Source organism: Pseudomonas hefeiensis (assembly GCF_030687835.1).
GTDB lineage: Bacteria > Pseudomonadota > Gammaproteobacteria > Pseudomonadales > Pseudomonadaceae > Aquipseudomonas > Aquipseudomonas hefeiensis.
The window spans coordinates 3167202-3182780 of record NZ_CP117449.1 but is presented as its reverse complement, the minus strand read 5'-3'; the positions used below and the strand labels follow the sequence as shown (position 1 = coordinate 3182780).

The following is a 15579-nucleotide window of genomic DNA, read 5'->3' as shown; positions in this document are numbered from 1 at the left end:
TATGTATTTGGTATGTGGTGAAGCGCTGTTTGATTTTTTCAGCGAAAACGAGATGGGCGGCACGGCCTCACAGGTCAACTTCAAAGCCATTGCCGGCGGCTCGCCATTCAACGTGGCGGTAGGACTGCGGCGCCTGGGAGTGGAGTCGGCGCTGTTTACCGGGCTGTCCACCGACTACCTCGGTCGGCGCTTGCACCAGGTTCTGCTCGACGAAGGCATCAGCAGCCAATACGTGCTGGACTTCGACGCCCCTACGACCCTGGCAATGGTGGCAGTCGGTGCCAACGGCTCGCCCCACTACAGTTTTCGTGGTGAAGGTTGCGCGGATCGGCAATTGGGCCTGGAGCATCTACCGGTGCTCGGCCCGCAGGTACGCGGCCTGCACGTCGGCTCCTTCTCTCTGGTGGTGCAACCCGTTGCCGATACCCTACTGGCCCTGGTACGGCGCGAGAGCGGCAAACGTCTGATCAGCCTGGATCCCAACGTGCGACTCAACCCGCAGCCAGACATCGAACTGTGGCGCTCGCGAATCGCAACGCTGGTCGAATATGCCGATTTGATCAAGGTCAGCGATGAAGACCTGAGCCTGCTTTACCCCGAGCAACCGCCACAGACCATCATCGAACGCTGGATGGAGCACCGTTGCCAACTGGTGTTCCTGACCCGTGGCAGCCAAGGCGCGACGGTATTCAGCCGTCAGCACGGTTCTTGGTCAATGCCCGCTTGCCCGGTGCAAATCGCCGACACCGTCGGCGCAGGCGACACCTTCCAGGCGGCATTGATTACCTGGCTGACTGAGCAACAACTGGATTCAGTGGAAGGCCTGCAGACCCTGACTCGGGAGCAGGTTAGCGCCATGCTCGCCTTTGCCATGCGCGCTGCTGCGCTGACCTGCGGCAGGACTGGGCCGGATCTGCCTTATCGGCAGCAATTGGACTGAGCTGGACTGGTAGAAGCTAGACGCTGGGGGCGGCCAGTGACCGCCCCCAGACGTGAGTCTTATAAAGACAGGGTCGTGATCAGCGCCCGGTCATTCGGTGTTGCTGATGGAAGTGATTACCGGCGTGGGGATTGTGGTCAAGTTCGGTGCGCAACTCGGCAATCAGGTCGTTGATTGCGCGGCAACCATTAAGTTTATTGGCATCGATGTCGGTTTTGATCAAAGCCACGCGATCGGTTTCATGATCGTCATAGATCTTGATTGTCATCGACAGCTCGGGTGACAAGGTGCATTGCGAGCGCTTGGGCAGCAAGCTGCTTTCAATGATGTTTCGCATTTCGAGGGCAGATAAAAACATGGCGACTCTCTCCTGTTGAGGCGGCCAATTTATGTTCACGACGGTGATATTCTCGTCCGTTCTTCCATGCGGACAGGGACTACGAATGCCGTGCCGTTCGTTCGCTTTTTGGCGTTTCTACTCATCGAGCCCTAGAGGGAACTCCTGAATCATCCCGCAAAAAATATGCCTGCTTTAAAGAAAATCCCGATTGATCCAAATCAACTACTTAGCGTTAAGGACAGTTGGAGCGTGCGTGCAAATTGCAAGGAAGCGGGATTTTCCTCATGCAAACTGCAACTGCCTGTGCTCCTGTCGCAAGCTAGATTAGACCTTATTGCGCGGACGCGAACGGGCACCCGTCGCCTGCTCCGAAAAAAGTGTGACGTAGCGTAAAAAACTTCAAATGGCTTCGGCAGCAGCCCGCTCCGCCACATGGCGCAGGCTATCGAAATTGATATTCGCGCCTGAATCGATTGCCACCAGTGTTTGGCCCCGTGCCCCGGTATGGGCGACGTATTGCTTGATGCCGGCGACCGCCAAGGCGCCCGAGGGCTCGGTTATCGACCGGGTGTCGTCATAGATGTCTCTGATGGCTGCGCACAATTGGTCGTCGGTGACGGTGATCACTTCATCGACGCAGAAACGGCAGATGTCGAAGCCGTAGGCACCTATTTGCGCAACAGCAACGCCGTCGGCAAAGGTTCCCAGGCTTGGCAAGCTTACCCGTTCACCCGCTGCCAGCGCCGCCTGGAGACAGGCGGAATGTTGCGACTCTACCCCAACGATACGAACCTCAGGGCGCAGGTACTTGACGTAGGCCGCGATCCCGGCAATCAGCCCTCCACCCCCGACCGGGACGAAAATGGCGTCCAGGCGGCCTGGGTGCTGACGCAGGATTTCCATGGCGACGGTACCCTGCCCGGCGATCACGTCCGGATCATCGAAGGGCGAAACGAACTCTCGTCCGGTCTGTCGGGCCAGTTCCAGTGCGTATTCCAGGGCAAAAGGAAAGCTCTCTCCGTGCAGCACGGCTTCGGCGCCCCGGTTGCGCACGCCCAGTACCTTGAGCTGCGGTGTGGTCAGCGGCATGACGATGCTGGCCGATATGCCCAGCTCACGGGCGGCCAGCGCCACGCCTTGGGCGTGATTGCCCGCCGAAGCAGTGATGACACCGCAAGCCCGTTGCTCCGCGGTCAGTTGTACCAGTTTGTTGTAGGCGCCGCGGATTTTGAAAGAAAAAGTCGGCTGCAGGTCTTCACGCTTGAGCAGGATCCGGTTGCCCAAGGCTTCAGACAACGCAGGGGCCGCCTGCAGCGGTGTGCGCACAGCCAAGTCGTACACTGGCGCGGCCAGGATCTTCTTAACATAGCGCTCTAGCAGGGCCTGCTCGGGGCGTGTGGTGGTCATGGCGGTCTCCTGGTTTGGACAAAACTCCGGAGACAGAAAGAAAAAACCCGCCTCGGAGGCGGGTTGGGTGCAGTCGTCAGCTAGCCCGCCAAATAAGGAATGGCGGTAATAATGCTTGGCTGGCTACGCAATACGGTGCTGGTCATGGCTGGAAATTAGCCTGCCGCTGGCAGGCAAGTCAATGGGCACTGCGGCCAATCACTTGAGCCCGACTTTATACAGCGCCCCATCGTCATCATCTGTCAGCACGTACAGGAAACCGTCCGGCCCCTGGCGAACGTCGCGGATACGCTCGCCGAGCTCACCCAGCAGGCGTTCTTCGTGAACGACCTTGTCACCCTCCAGTTCCAGGCGGATCAGATTCCGCGACACCAGCGCACCGATGAACACGTTGCGTTGCCAGGCCTTAAAGCGATCACCGTCATAGAACGCCATGCCGCTCAGCCCTGGCGACACTTCCCAGACGTGAAAAGGGCCAAGAGTGCCTTCGGCGGTCTTGCCGCCGGCTTCCGGGATCGGCGCCCCGGAGTAGTTGATGCCGTGAGTCGCCAGCGGCCAGCCGTAGTTCTTGCTGCGTTCGATGATATTCAGCTCATCGCCGCCTCTGGGGCCGTGCTCGTTCTCCCACAGCGTCCCGTTCCAGGGATTGAGCGCCGCCCCTTGGGGGTTGCGAACGCCGTAGGACCAAATCTCGGGGCGCACGTTTGCCTGACCGACAAACGGGTTATCGTCCGGCACTTTGCCGTCCGGGTAGATGCGCACGATCTTGCCCTGGAGCTTGTCCAGGTCCTGGGCCGTGGGACGCTCGTTGTTTTCCCCCAGGGTGATGAACAGATAGCCGTCCCGATCGAACACCAGGCGCGAGCCAAAGTGGTTGCCCGTGGAAAGCTTGGGCTGCTGGCGGAAAATCACATTGAAGTTCTTGAGGCTCTGCAGGTCTTCGGACAATTGCCCACGGCCCACGGCGGTGCCTGCCTTGCCGTCATCGCCGGCCTCGGCGTATGACAGGTAGACCGTGCGGTCCTGCTTGAAGTCCGGCGACAGCACGACGTCCAGCAAACCGCCCTGGCCTTTGGCCCAGACCTCAGGTACGCCGTTCAACGGCGCCGAGAGCTGCCCATCAGGGCTGACCCGGCGCAGGTTGCCCGCTCGCTCTGTGACCAACATGCCCTGTTGGTCAGGCAGGAAAGCCACGGACCAGGGGTGTTCGAGCCCCTTGACCACGGTGGTCACCTCCACCGTGCCCTCCTCGCTCTTGAGTTGCTGGGTTTGCGCGGCAGCCGCCGGCATGGCGAGAGTCAGTACAGCGCTGGCGCAAAACGCGGCCAGGAGTGTTTTACGCAACATGCACACTTCCTTCTGTGGTGTGGAAAGGGACCAGCAGGCTCAACACCTAGCGAGTGCCGTTCTGGGTGTTCCTCGCAGGCGCTGGGGACTTGATCGTGGGCGACGGTGAACCCGCAGGCTGTCCGGAGCGAGGATAACCATTGCCGATGCCGCCGTTATCCAGCGTGGGTGGCCGGGGAACAGGAACCGTCGGGTTGTTACGAATCATCGGCACGTTGGGCCGGGTGCCCTGCATGCTGTTGGGATTGGCCCGGCGGATCGGACTGTTATAGGGATTGTTGTTTGGCAGGTTCTGGGCCAGAACCATGGCCCCGCGGTCAGGCGTTGCCGCCTGGGCAGCGCTGGTCAGCAATAGCGTCATGATGGCGAGTAGCAGCCTGTTCATCGGAGCACCTCCTGGATTCAGGCATATCGAAAGCACGCTACGCCGCAGGTTCGCCGTTGTTAAGGAAAATGTCCGTCCGAAGATGTAACCAAGCGTCTCGAAGGTAATGCAGGGGCGGGTCAACCGGCGCTCCGTGGAAACTTTTGCGAAGGCCGCAAGGTCACCTGAATGACTCATTCACCGGCAAGGAAACCTCTCCATGGCACGGGCAATCTGGAAAGGCGCAATCAGCTTCGGACTGGTCCACATTCCTGTGGCGCTGGTGTCGGCCACTTCCTCCCAGGGTGTGGACTTCGACTGGCTGGACAAGCGCAGCATGGACCCGGTTGGCTATAAGCGAGTGAACAAGGTCACCGGCAAGGAAGTGACCAAGGAAAATATCGTCAAGGGTGTGCAATATCAGAAAGGCCAATACGTTCTGCTCAGCGAAGAGGAAATTCGCTCGGCCCACCCCAAGTCCACCCAGACCATCGATATTTTTTCTTTCGTCGACAGCGAAAAAATCCCTCTGCAAAACATCGACACGCCCTACTTCCTGGCGCCAGACAAACGCGGCGGCAAGGTCTACGCCCTGCTGCGCGAAACCCTGATCAAGACCAACAAGGTGGCCCTGGCCCATGTCGTGCTGCATACCCGCCAGCATCTGGCGGCCCTGATGCCACTGGAGTCTGCGCTGGTGCTGGTGATGCTGCGCTGGCCCGCCGAAGTGCGCGAACTCGACATCCTGGAGCTGGGCGATGAAGTCATCAAGCCAACCCTGGCCAAGGGGGAGCTGGAGATGGCCAAGCGGCTGGTGCAGGACATGAGCGCCGATTGGGAGCCGCAAGAGTACCGGGACAGCTTCGAAGACAAGATCATGGAACTGGTGGAGAAAAAGGCCAAAGAAGGCCGGCTCGAGGCGGTGGAAACCGAACCGGGCGAAGAACAGCGCAAAAGCGCCGATGTCATCGACCTTACCGAACTGCTCAAGCGCAGCCTGGGCGGCAAGGGCAAGGCGCCTGACAAACCTGCCGCAAAAACCTCTGCAAAACCGGCGAAGACCAGTAAATCCGCTCCCGTAAAAAAAGCCACCAAGGCGTCCCGGGGCTAACCTCCCGAGCGCCCGCAATACAAGGGAATCCGTCATGGCCAAGGCCGAGAGAGAATACGCCCGTTTGTCTGGTGCAGAGCCGGAGCAGAAAACAAGCCGCAAGCGCACTCGGCAGAACCAGGCCGATGTCGCCAACTCACTTCCCGAGCGCTTGCTGCCGCAGCGCGCCACACCCGTGGAGCAACCCCCCGCCGGTGAATGGCGTTATGAAGTCCAGTTCAATGGCTATCGCTTAATGGCCCGCATTGAAGATGGCGAGGTGCGTTTGCTCAGCCGCAATCAGCAGGACTGGACCGCTCGTCTGCAATTGCATGCCGATGCCTTGGCCGAGCTGAATTTGAGCGACAGCTGGCTTGATGGTGGACTGGTCTTGCTCGATGACGAGGGGCACTCTGATTTTGCGGCCCTGCGACAGGCCTTCGAGATTGGCCGCACGGTAGACCTGGTGTATGTGCTGTTTGATGCGCCTTTTCTCAATGGCGTCGACCTGCGCCAGACGCCGGTTGAAAAGCGCCGGGCGGCCCTCAAGAAGGCGCTGAAGAACAACACCAGCAAGCGACTGCGCTTCTCTGAGTCGTTTTCCGCCAACCAGCACGACATTTTTGAAAGTGCCAACGCGCTCTCCCTGGACGGCGTGGTCGGCAAACGCCTCGGCAGCCCGTATGTGTCCCGACGAAGCGCCGACTGGATCAAACTCAAGTGTCGTCTGCGCCAGGCGTTCGTGATCGTCGGCTTCACCCGCCCCAAAGGCCGGCGCAGTGGTTTCGGCGCCCTGTTGCTGGCGGTCAACGGGCCCAAGGGATTGATATATGCCGGCCGCGTCGGCACAGGGTTTTCTCAATCCTGGCTCAAACAACTGCACGAGCAACTCTGTGCCCTGGAGCGAGACAATTCGCCACTGGCCGCACCGCTTAGCAGCTCGCAAAGCCGCAGCGTGCATTGGGTGGAGCCGACCCAAGTCTGTGAGGTCGAGTTCGCCGAATGGACCCGCGACGGTCTGGTGCGTCAGGCGGCGTTCCTGGACCTGTCGAGCGACACGCCGGCCGGTGAGGTTGTCCGCGAGCAACCCGTTCCGATAAAAACCATGCCCTCCAAGGCCTCGATCCGCGGCAAAAGCCGAGTCGTACAGGTCGCCGGGGTGGATATTTCCCACCCCGAGCGCGTCATCGACAGCGTCAGCGGTGTGCAGAAAGTTGAACTGGCGCAGTACTACGAGGACATCGCTCCCTGGATTCTGCCGCATCTGAAGCAGCGCCCTGTCGCCCTGCTGAGGGCCCCCGAGGGAATCGGCGAGGAGCAATTCTTTCAGAAGCACGCCGATCGCCTGGACATTCCCCACATCAAACAGCTGGATCCGGGACTGGATCCCGGCCATGCCGCGCTGATGGAAATCGACAGTGTCCAATCGTTGGTCAGCGCGGCACAAATGGGCACGGTGGAGTTACACACATGGGCCGCCACGCATGATCGGATCGAGACGCCGGACCTGTTCGTTCTTGATCTGGACCCCGACCCATCGCTGCCTTGGAGCGCCATGATTGAGGCGACTCGCCTGACCCTCTCGGTACTCGACGAACTGGGTTTGCAGGCCTTCCTCAAGACCAGCGGAGGCAAAGGCATGCATGTCATCGTGCCGTTGGCCCGTAGTGAAGGCTGGGACATTACCAAGGCTTTCGCCAAAGCCATCTCCCTGTTCATGACCCGGCAGATGCCACAACGGATCACCGCGACCATGGGGCCCAAGAACCGTGTCGGGAAAATATTTGTCGACTACCTGCGTAACGCCCGGGGCGCCAGCACCGTAACCGCCTACTCGGTGCGCGCTCGGCCAGGTCTGCCGGTATCAGTACCGATTGCCCGGGCCGAACTCGACGGTCTGCGTAACGCCCAGCAATGGGATATTTATACCGCGCTTGAACGGGCCAGAAACCTGGGTGCCGACCCTTGGCAGGGTTACAACCATCGCCAGCGAATCACGGCCAGGATGTGGGAGCAACTGGACGCGCAAAAACCCGGGGAATGATCCTGGTACGGAGTGTCACCGCGCTCAGATCCAGATAAATACCGCCAGCAGACCGCCGAAGAACGCCCACTTCTGCAAGTAATACAGCTTGCGGTTGCGCTTCTTCAGCGCCTTGGCTTGCAGGCGGATCCTGTAAAGCCTGGAAAACGCGCGGTTCAGGCCGCCCGTCTTGTCACCGGCGTCGTTGGGCGCTCCGGCGGCAGCCATCACGGTGCGGCTGAACCAGCGGTTAAATGCTCCAGCCCAGCGAAATCTCATGGGTCGTTCAACGTCGCAAAACAGAATGATGCGATTGTGTGGCGTGGTGTTCTGGGCGTAATGAATGAAGGTTTCGTCGAATATCACCGCCTCGCCATCACGCCAATGGTAATGCTCACCGTCGACATTGATGTAGCAGCCGGCATCATTGGGTGTTTCCAGGCCCAGGTGATATCGATAGGACCCGGCATACGGGTCGCGATGACGAACCAGCTTGGAACCCGGTGGCAGCTCGGCGAACATCGCCGCCTTGATCGAACCGATGCTCTGCACCAGCTCAGTGGTGCGCGGGCACAGCTTCATGGCCGAGGGATGGCTGTCGGCGTACCACTTCAGGTAGAAACGCTTCCAGCCGGTCTTGAAGAACGAATTGAAGCCGACATCGTCGTACTGGTTGGAACGCTTGATCTCGCCCGCTCGCAGCAAATTCTGGCCTTCGGCACGGATCTCCTGCCAATGGGTCTGCAGCGGACTCAGGTCGGGAAACTGCGCCGGGTTCAGGAACGGCTTGTTGGGCAGTTTCGAGCACAGGTAAAGCAGGCAGTTGATCGGCGCAAGGAAGGACGAATGGTCGCTCAACTGGCGTCCGAGCTTGTGCCGAACGCGCCCGCGCAGATGTACATAGCCGATAGAGAGGATATAGATCGCGGCAATGATGAGTTTCACAGTATCCGCACACATCAAAAGTGGACAGGCTGCCACTTCCCGCACAGCCAGGCGGCGTGGGAAATGGTGTAAGTGAGACAGCAATTTAGCCACAACTGGTAACCGAAGGTTATCCCTGAGTTGTGAAAAACTGTCTTGCCTGGGTTACACCCTATCGTTAACGCGGTCAGATCAGTACAATTGCCGCCAAACATTACGCGCCCCCTTTTGGCCGATACCGGATTCCGGCTTCGGCATACGTCTATTTGGGTCAGGCGCTCCGTATGCTGCTGTCCTCTTATGCCGGATGGACCCTTGCGCTTGCGACCGCGATGCTTTTGCGCGGTCGGGACCTGCGCAAACAGGTACTGAACAGGTACTGCCGCACCCTTAGCTACTCTGAATGTTCCGCAGGATAAACCTTTGATCTCTACAGCTAACATCACGATGCAGTTCGGCGCCAAGCCGCTGTTCGAAAACGTCTCTGTCAAGTTCGGCGCGGGTAACCGCTACGGTCTGATCGGCGCCAACGGTTGCGGCAAGTCGACCTTCATGAAGATCCTCGGTGGCGACCTCGAGCCATCCGGCGGCCAGGTCATGCTCGAGCCGAACGTGCGCCTGGGTAAACTGCGCCAGGACCAGTTCGCCTACGAAGAATTCACCGTGATCGACACCGTGATCATGGGCCACGAAGAGCTGTGGAAGGTCAAGGCCGAACGCGACCGCATCTATTCGCTGCCGGAAATGACCGAAGAAGACGGCATGGCCGTGGCAGAGCTGGAAACCGAATTCGCCGAGATGGACGGCTACACTGCCGAGTCCCGTGCCGGTGAACTGCTGCTGGGCCTGGGGATTGGCATCGAGCAGCATTTCGGCCCGATGAGCGAAGTGTCGCCCGGCTGGAAACTGCGGGTACTGCTGGCTCAGGCGCTGTTCTCTGACCCGGAAGTGTTGCTGCTGGACGAACCGACCAACCACCTGGATATCAACACCATCCGCTGGCTGGAAAACGTGCTGACCCAGCGTTCGAGCCTGATGATCATCATCTCCCACGACCGTCACTTCCTGAACAGTGTCTGCACTCACATGGCTGACCTGGACTACGGCGAGCTGCGTCTGTTCCCGGGCAACTACGACGAGTACATGACCGTGGCGACCCAGTCCCGCGAGCAACTGCTGTCGGACAACGCCAAGAAGAAAGCGCAGATTTCCGAACTGCAATCGTTCGTCAGCCGCTTCTCGGCCAACGCCTCGAAAGCCAAGCAAGCCACCTCTCGCGCCAAGCAGATCGACAAGATCCAGTTGGCCGAGGTCAAGCCATCGAGCCGTGTCAGCCCGTTCATTCGCTTCGAACAGACCAAAAAGCTGCACCGCCAGGCAGTGATTGTCGAAGGCATGGCCAAAGGGTTCGATGGCAAGCCGCTGTTCAAGGACTTCAGCTTCACCGTCGAAGCCGGCGAGCGCGTGGCGATCATTGGCCCGAACGGCATCGGCAAGACCACCTTGCTGCGCACCCTGGTCAATGAACTGGAGCCGGATGCCGGTACCGTGAAATGGACCGACGCCGCAGAACTGGGCTACTACGCCCAGGACCACGCCCACGACTTCGAAGACGACGTCAACCTGTTCGACTGGATGGGCCAATGGACCCAGGGCGGCGAACAACTGGTTCGTGGCACCTTGGGTCGCATGCTGTTTTCCAACGACGAGATCCTCAAGTCGGTCAAGGTCATTTCCGGTGGCGAACAGGGTCGCATGCTGTTCGGCAAGCTGATCCTGCAAAAGCCGAACGTGCTGGTGATGGACGAACCGACCAACCACCTGGACATGGAATCCATCGAGGCGCTGAACCTGGCGCTGGAAAACTACCCGGGCACGCTGATCTTCGTCAGCCACGACCGAGAGTTCGTATCGTCCCTGGCCACGCGCATCATCGAGTTGAGCGCCGACGGCGTGATCGACTTCAGCGGCACCTATGACGATTACCTGCGCAGCCAGGGTGTGCTGTTCTAAGAGCAGCCATGAGTTGTAAGCTTCAAGCTGCAAGTGAAAAGCCCTGTCCGTTGTGACAGGGCTTTTTAGTTTCCAAGGATAAGAGCTGTGGGAGGAATCCTGCACCTGCCCCCTTGTGGGAGCGAGCCTGCTCGCGAAGGCGGCGGCACAGTCAACATCTCTGCAAGCTGAACCACCGCTTTCGCGAGCAAGCCCGCTCCCACAAGGGAGGCTGCAGACCGAATGTCTCCGGTCGCCGCAGATCAAAATGTGGGAGCGAGCCTGCTCGCGATAGCGTCGGCGCCATCACCTGCCGGGCAAACCGTTAGCCTGCTTTCTTTTATTCCCGCCGCACGCCATGATGAAGCTCTCTTAACCGCCGCCCGCGAACGAGCCCCATGCCAACGCACTCACCCGCCCCCAGTTCCCTGTCGATCACCTGGCAGATCATTTCCATCGTTTTTTATACCTTCATCGCCTTCCTCTGCATCGGCCTGCCGATTGCCGTGTTGCCGGGCTATGTCCACGAGCAGTTGGGCTTCAGTGCCGTGGTGGCCGGGTTGACCATCGGCTCCCAGTATCTGGCGACGCTGCTCAGTCGACCCATGGCCGGGCGGCTATCGGACAGTATCGGCACCAAGCGGGCGATCGTTTATGGACTGTACGGGATCGTCCTCAGTGGTTTGCTGACGTTGCTCTCGACGCTGCTGCAAAGCTTTCCACTGCTGAGCCTGTTGATCCTGATCGCCGGCCGGTTGCTGCTCGGCGTGGCCCAGGGCCTGATTGGCGTGGGGACCATCAGTTGGTGCATGGGCCAGGTGGGTGTCGAACACACGGCCCGCTCGATTTCATGGAACGGCATCGCCTCTTATGGGGCCATTGCCATCGGCGCGCCACTGGGGGTGGTGATGGTCGGGGAACTGGGCTTTGTCAGCCTGGGTATCGCCTTGTCGCTGCTGGCCGGTGCGGCCCTGCTGCTGATCCGCAAAAAGCCTTCGGTGCCGGTCATTCGCGGCGAACGCCTGCCTTTTTGGGCGGTATTCGGGCGTATAGCACCGTACGGAACGAGCCTGTGTCTGGCTTCGATCGGCTACGGTACGCTCACCACGTTCATCACGTTGTTTTATGTCAGTCGCGGCTGGACAGGTGCGGCCTGGTGCCTGACGGTGTTTGGCGTCTGTTTCATCCTGTCGCGATTGTTGTTCATTTCCAGCATCGCCCGTTTCGGAGGCTTCAGGACGGCCATTGCCTGCATGTGCATCGAAACCTTGGGGTTGGTGTTGCTTTGGCTGGCGCCCTCCACCGCCTTCGCCTTGATCGGCGCGGGGCTGGCCGGTTTCGGGCTGTCGCTGGTGTATCCGGCGCTGGGCGTGGAGGCCATCAAGCAGGTGCCTAATACCAGTCGTGGCGCAGGACTGAGTGCCTACGCGGTGTTCTTCGACCTGGCGCTGGCGATTGCCGGGCCCTTGATGGGCGCGGTGGCGTTGAATCTGGGTTATTCCTCGATCTTTTTCTGTGCGGCACTGCTGTCGATCATCGGACTGGGGCTGACTTTACTGCTGCGCCATCGTACCGAAAAAGCCGATTATTGATCGACCTTGCGCAAACCAACCAGGCCGGTTCGCCCAGGCCTGGTATTTTTTGCGCGGTCTTTACGCTGCGGCGAATTGCTCGCTGATCTGCAGCTTGGCTTCGCTCATGGCTTTGGTGCGCATCTCGTCACCGTAAGCCAGGCCCTCGGCGCGAACGAACTCAATGTCGGTGATACCGAGGAAACCGAACATTACCTTCAGATACTCCTCATGCGCCACGCCGCTTGGCTGGCCGGCATGCAGGCCGCCTGAGGTGGAAACGATCACCAGTTTCTTGCCACCACACAGGCCTTCTGGGCCAGCTTCGGTGTAGCGGAAGGTTTGCCCGGCCACAGCGATACGGTCGATCCAGGCCTTGAGCTGGGTCGGAATGGTGAAGTTGTACATCGGCGCGGCGATAACCACCGCGTCCGCGGCCAGGAATTCGGCCATGGTCGAGGCACTGAGGTCAGTCTCGTGCTTCTGAGCGGCGTCGCGCAGTTCAGCGCTGGTACCGGCGGCGATCAGGGTCTGGGCGGAAAAGTGGCTGATGGCATCGGCCGCCAGGTCGCGGTAGGTCACCATGACGTCCGCTTCGGCCGCTTTCCAGGCCTCAACCACGTCATGGCTCAATTGGCGGGACGCGGAATTGTCGCCCAGGATGCTCGAATCAATGTGCAACAGTTTCATGTATGTGCTCTCCAAGTGAGGATCGCGACCAAGCGATCAATTGAGAACAATCCTATCGATGAAGCCAATAGTCGATAAGTCAGTATTAATGCGATAGTTCGTTCCACTGACAGGACAATAGAGCTCGATATGCAAGACCTCAATGATCTGTACTACTTCGCCAAAGTCGTCGAAGCCGGTGGTTTCGCCGCAGCCGGGCGCCTGCTGGGTATTCCCAAATCTCGGCTGTCACGGCGTATCGCTGAACTGGAAGAGCGCCTCGGCGCGCGACTGCTGCAACGTACCACCCGCCAGTTGAAGCTCACGGCCGTTGGCGAGCGTTATCTGCGTCATTGCCAAGCCATGCTGCTGGAAGCCGAGATGGCCGATGAAGCCGTGGCGAGCATGTCCACTGAGCCGCGCGGGCGCCTGCGGGTTTCCAGTCCAGTGGGCTTGGCTCACCAGATGCTGGGAGGGGTGATCGCCAGTTTCCTGGAAAAATTCCCTCAAGTGCAGCTGGACATGATGCTGGTCAATCGGCGAGTGGACCTGGTGAGCGAAGGGATTGACGTGGCATTGCGCGTGCGCGACCTGGGGGACGAAGACCCGTTGCTGATGACACGACGGCTGCGCCAGGCGCGACTGCTCATGGTCGCCAGCCCGGCGTTTGTCGAAGGGCGGCAGATCAACACCCCGGAGGATCTCAAGAAGCTGCCGATACTCGGGGCGCTGGACGCCGACCGCCTGGTACACCTGCGTCTGCTCAAGGCCAACGCAGAGCCCGTCGAACTGGCCCTGGAAGCCCGGCTGGGCATCGACGACTTCATTGTGCGCCGCGCCTGCGTCCTCGCCGGCCTGGGCTTTACCTTGTTGCCGAGCATGTATTGCGAGGAGGAACTGCAGGACGGCACACTGCTGGAGTTATTGCCCGAGTGGTCGCTGCCGGACGGCTGGCTGCAGGCAGTCTACCCGCATCGGCGCGGCATGCTGCCAGCGGTGCGCGCGTGGATCGACCACTTGGTAGAAGCATTCGATGGCTGTGGGGATAGGAAAATATGAGCTTGAGCGAAGAGGATGTCGCGCGGTTTTGCCTGGGGCTGCCTGGCGCCAGGGAGGATTATAAATGGGGCGGTGTGCGGGTGTTTTCCATTGCCGGCAACAAGATGTTCGCCTTGCAGAACCTGCGGGGCGAGTCACTGGCGTTCAAGGTCGACAAGGACCTGTTCCTGGGGCATTGCGACCGCCCCGGGATTCACCCGGCGCCCTACCTGGCGCGGGCCCAGTGGGTCATTATGCAGACGCCCTACCCGCTGGGTGCCGATGAACTGCGTGGCCTGCTGCAGCGTTCCCACCAATTGGTGGTGAGCAAGCTGCCCAAGCGCACCCAGGTGGGTTTGCTGTTGTCGTGAAGTTCAGAACAGCATCAGCAGAGAACTGCCCAGGAATAACTGGTCGATCCAGAACACCTGGTGCAGCAACACGATGAACCAGAACACCACCTGAAAAGACACCTTGCGGGTCTTGTGGCGAAACACTTGCTGGGCCAGCAGCGCCCCGGGCCAGCCACCGGCCAGTTCCACGGCATGCAATACGTTTTCCGGGGTGCGCCAGGCATCAGTGCGGGCCTTGCGCTTATCGCTCCAGTACAACAAAAACGCCACCATGCTGACGAGGCCATAGGCCGTCAGGGGCACCCAGGACACCGCGCGCAACCCGAGCAACAGCGAGCCAAACAACGGCAAGGCGCACACCAGCGCAAATACCACGAGTTTGAGCCGCAAGCTTTGCACTGCGCTGCCTGGCTCACGGCCTGGGCGACTCATGGCTGGGCCGCCGTCCAGTCCACCCAACCGAACTGCCAGGTTGCCAGGATCAACAGGCCGAAAGCGATCCGGTACCAGGCGAATACTGCATAGCTGTGGCTGGCGATGAACAGCAACAAGCCCCGGACCGCGATCATGGCGAAAATGAAAGCCGTGACGAAACCGATGGCGAACACTGGAAAATCCGCAGGCACGAACAGATCGCGATACTTATACCCCGAGTAGACCGCCGCGCCGACCATTGTGGGCATCGCCAGGAAAAACGAAAACTCGGTCGCGGTCTTGCGCGACAGCCCGAACAGCAAGCCGCCGATGATGGTCGAGCCCGAGCGGGAGGTGCCGGGAATCATCGCAAGGCACTGGGCGAAGCCGACTTTCAGTGCATCTTTCCAGGTGATGTCGTCTACCGTTTCGGCGTGCACCTTATGCTCGCGCTTCTCGGCCCAGAGCATCACGAAACCGCCCAGCACCAAGGCCATCGCCACCGTGATCGGGTTGAACAGGTATTCGTGGATCAAGTCAGCAAACAGCACACCCAATACCACGGCAGGCATGAAGGCAATCAGCAGGTTGGCGGTAAACCGGCGAGCGCCAGGCTGGGTGGGCAAACCCAGCACCACGTCGAAGATTTTGCGCCGGAACTCCCAGACCACGGCCAGGATCGCGCCAAGCTGGATAATGATGTTGAACGCCATCGCCCGCTCACCGCCGAACTCAAGCAAGTCCGCGACAATAATCTGGTGCCCCGTGCTGGAGATTGGCAGGAACTCCGTCAAGCCTTCTACCACGCCAAGAATCAGTGCCTGAAAGGCGGTCCACAAATCCATTCATCCCCCAAAAGACTATGCTTGCGCACGTCTCATCAAAATTTAAGCGTTATGCAGGTGTAAACAGCAGGCGCACGGTGACTGCGATTTCTCAAGAAAACCCATGAAAAAATCAGGACAGGCTCAGGTTTTGCGCTGCGGGGCCGAAATCCTATCAGAGAACCTCTTATAACGCTGCCGCGTTATGGCTCCAGGTCGGTCAGGAACACCTGCCGGACGCACAAGCTCAGGCGGTCGTTGATGACAAGAATAAAAACGGAGT

At 59.8% G+C, this 15579-nt stretch carries 15 protein-coding genes; 7 read left to right on the top strand and 8 right to left on the bottom strand.

All coding sequences use genetic code 11. The annotated features are described in order from the left end of the window. Position 1 precedes the first annotated feature (1 nt). Positions 2 to 940, top strand: coding sequence for a carbohydrate kinase family protein (locus PSH57_RS14055; RefSeq protein ID WP_305390191.1), 939 nt, complete (start codon positions 2 to 4; stop codon positions 938 to 940). A 79-nt stretch (positions 941 to 1019) separates the two neighbouring features. Here PSH57_RS14055 and PSH57_RS14050 read toward each other — a convergent pair whose 3' ends face one another. The 4 genes from PSH57_RS14050 to PSH57_RS14035 form a co-directional block, all read right to left on the bottom strand. Beyond that, positions 1020 to 1298: a DUF1652 domain-containing protein gene (locus tag PSH57_RS14050; RefSeq protein ID WP_305390189.1), complete on the bottom strand. Its 279-nt coding sequence runs from the start codon at positions 1296 to 1298 to the stop codon at positions 1020 to 1022. Between the two features lie 381 nt (positions 1299 to 1679). Continuing rightward, positions 1680 to 2687, bottom strand: coding sequence for a threonine ammonia-lyase, biosynthetic (gene ilvA, locus PSH57_RS14045; protein ID WP_305416660.1), 1008 nt, complete (start codon positions 2685 to 2687; stop codon positions 1680 to 1682). Positions 2688 to 2885: 198 nt separating this feature from the next. After that, positions 2886 to 4034: a PQQ-dependent sugar dehydrogenase gene (locus PSH57_RS14040; RefSeq protein WP_305390187.1), complete on the bottom strand. Its 1149-nt coding sequence runs from the start codon at positions 4032 to 4034 to the stop codon at positions 2886 to 2888. Between the two features lie 46 nt (positions 4035 to 4080). Further along, complete coding sequence (locus PSH57_RS14035) at positions 4081 to 4419, bottom strand: hypothetical protein (protein WP_305390186.1); 339 nt, start codon at positions 4417 to 4419, stop codon at positions 4081 to 4083. 199 nt (positions 4420 to 4618) lie between these two features. On the opposite strand from PSH57_RS14035, the gene ku reads away from it, so the two are divergent. Together ku and ligD are read left to right on the top strand one after the other, a co-directional pair. Continuing rightward, the gene (ku, locus tag PSH57_RS14030; protein WP_305390185.1) at positions 4619 to 5509 is read left to right on the top strand and encodes a non-homologous end joining protein Ku; all 891 of its coding nucleotides are present in this window, start codon (positions 4619 to 4621) and stop codon (positions 5507 to 5509) included. 34 nt (positions 5510 to 5543) lie between these two features. Next, complete coding sequence (gene ligD, locus PSH57_RS14025; RefSeq protein WP_305390184.1) at positions 5544 to 7532, top strand: DNA ligase D; 1989 nt, start codon at positions 5544 to 5546, stop codon at positions 7530 to 7532. 24 nt (positions 7533 to 7556) lie between these two features. Here the strand turns inward: ligD and lpxO are convergent, their stop codons facing one another. Beyond that, positions 7557 to 8456 (bottom strand): lipid A hydroxylase LpxO, encoded by a 900-nt coding sequence (gene lpxO, locus PSH57_RS14020; RefSeq protein ID WP_305390182.1) that lies wholly within the window; start codon positions 8454 to 8456, stop codon positions 7557 to 7559. 402 nt (positions 8457 to 8858) lie between these two features. On the opposite strand from lpxO, the gene PSH57_RS14015 reads away from it, so the two are divergent. Then, positions 8859 to 10448, top strand: a complete 1590-nt coding sequence (locus PSH57_RS14015; RefSeq protein ID WP_092398087.1) for an ABC-F family ATPase — start codon at positions 8859 to 8861, stop codon at positions 10446 to 10448. A gap of 377 nt (positions 10449 to 10825) precedes the next feature. After that, positions 10826 to 12019 (top strand): MFS transporter, encoded by a 1194-nt coding sequence (locus PSH57_RS14010; protein ID WP_305390179.1) that lies wholly within the window; start codon positions 10826 to 10828, stop codon positions 12017 to 12019. A 60-nt stretch (positions 12020 to 12079) separates the two neighbouring features. On the opposite strand, the gene PSH57_RS14005 is transcribed toward PSH57_RS14010, so the two are convergent. Then, positions 12080 to 12688, bottom strand: coding sequence for an FMN-dependent NADH-azoreductase (locus PSH57_RS14005; RefSeq protein WP_305390177.1), 609 nt, complete (start codon positions 12686 to 12688; stop codon positions 12080 to 12082). A 129-nt stretch (positions 12689 to 12817) separates the two neighbouring features. On the opposite strand from PSH57_RS14005, the gene PSH57_RS14000 reads away from it, so the two are divergent. Together PSH57_RS14000 and PSH57_RS13995 are read left to right on the top strand one after the other, a co-directional pair. Then, positions 12818 to 13726, top strand: coding sequence for a LysR substrate-binding domain-containing protein (locus PSH57_RS14000; RefSeq protein ID WP_305390175.1), 909 nt, complete (start codon positions 12818 to 12820; stop codon positions 13724 to 13726). Then, positions 13723 to 14076, top strand: coding sequence for an MmcQ/YjbR family DNA-binding protein (locus PSH57_RS13995; RefSeq protein ID WP_256230067.1), 354 nt, complete (start codon positions 13723 to 13725; stop codon positions 14074 to 14076). The genes PSH57_RS14000 and PSH57_RS13995 overlap by 4 nt, the downstream gene beginning before the upstream one ends. Positions 14077 to 14079: 3 nt before the next feature. On the opposite strand, the gene PSH57_RS13990 is transcribed toward PSH57_RS13995, so the two are convergent. Both PSH57_RS13990 and PSH57_RS13985 read right to left on the bottom strand, forming a co-directional pair. Then, complete coding sequence (locus PSH57_RS13990; protein ID WP_305390173.1) at positions 14080 to 14490, bottom strand: DUF1294 domain-containing protein; 411 nt, start codon at positions 14488 to 14490, stop codon at positions 14080 to 14082. Then, entirely contained in the window at positions 14487 to 15317 is an 831-nt protein-coding gene (locus PSH57_RS13985) for an undecaprenyl-diphosphate phosphatase (RefSeq protein ID WP_305390172.1), read from the bottom strand. The genes PSH57_RS13990 and PSH57_RS13985 overlap by 4 nt, the downstream gene beginning before the upstream one ends. Positions 15318 to 15579: the final 262 nt, after the last annotated feature.

Coding starts and splice junctions, on each gene's coding strand:
- PSH57_RS14055 (WP_305390191.1), top strand. CDS start 2: ATGTATTTGGTATGTGGTGAAGCGCTGTTTGATTTTTTCAGCGAAAAC.
- PSH57_RS14050 (WP_305390189.1), bottom strand. CDS start 1,298: ATGTTTTTATCTGCCCTCGAAATGCGAAACATCATTGAAAGCAGCTTG.
- ilvA (WP_305416660.1), bottom strand. CDS start 2,687: ATGACCACCACACGCCCCGAGCAGGCCCTGCTAGAGCGCTATGTTAAG.
- PSH57_RS14040 (WP_305390187.1), bottom strand. CDS start 4,034: ATGTTGCGTAAAACACTCCTGGCCGCGTTTTGCGCCAGCGCTGTACTG.
- PSH57_RS14035 (WP_305390186.1), bottom strand. CDS start 4,419: ATGAACAGGCTGCTACTCGCCATCATGACGCTATTGCTGACCAGCGCT.
- ku (WP_305390185.1), top strand. CDS start 4,619: ATGGCACGGGCAATCTGGAAAGGCGCAATCAGCTTCGGACTGGTCCAC.
- ligD (WP_305390184.1), top strand. CDS start 5,544: ATGGCCAAGGCCGAGAGAGAATACGCCCGTTTGTCTGGTGCAGAGCCG.
- PSH57_RS14010 (WP_305390179.1), top strand. CDS start 10,826: ATGCCAACGCACTCACCCGCCCCCAGTTCCCTGTCGATCACCTGGCAG.
- PSH57_RS14005 (WP_305390177.1), bottom strand. CDS start 12,688: ATGAAACTGTTGCACATTGATTCGAGCATCCTGGGCGACAATTCCGCG.
- PSH57_RS14000 (WP_305390175.1), top strand. CDS start 12,818: ATGCAAGACCTCAATGATCTGTACTACTTCGCCAAAGTCGTCGAAGCC.
- PSH57_RS13995 (WP_256230067.1), top strand. CDS start 13,723: ATGAGCTTGAGCGAAGAGGATGTCGCGCGGTTTTGCCTGGGGCTGCCT.
- PSH57_RS13990 (WP_305390173.1), bottom strand. CDS start 14,490: ATGAGTCGCCCAGGCCGTGAGCCAGGCAGCGCAGTGCAAAGCTTGCGG.
- PSH57_RS13985 (WP_305390172.1), bottom strand. CDS start 15,317: ATGGATTTGTGGACCGCCTTTCAGGCACTGATTCTTGGCGTGGTAGAA.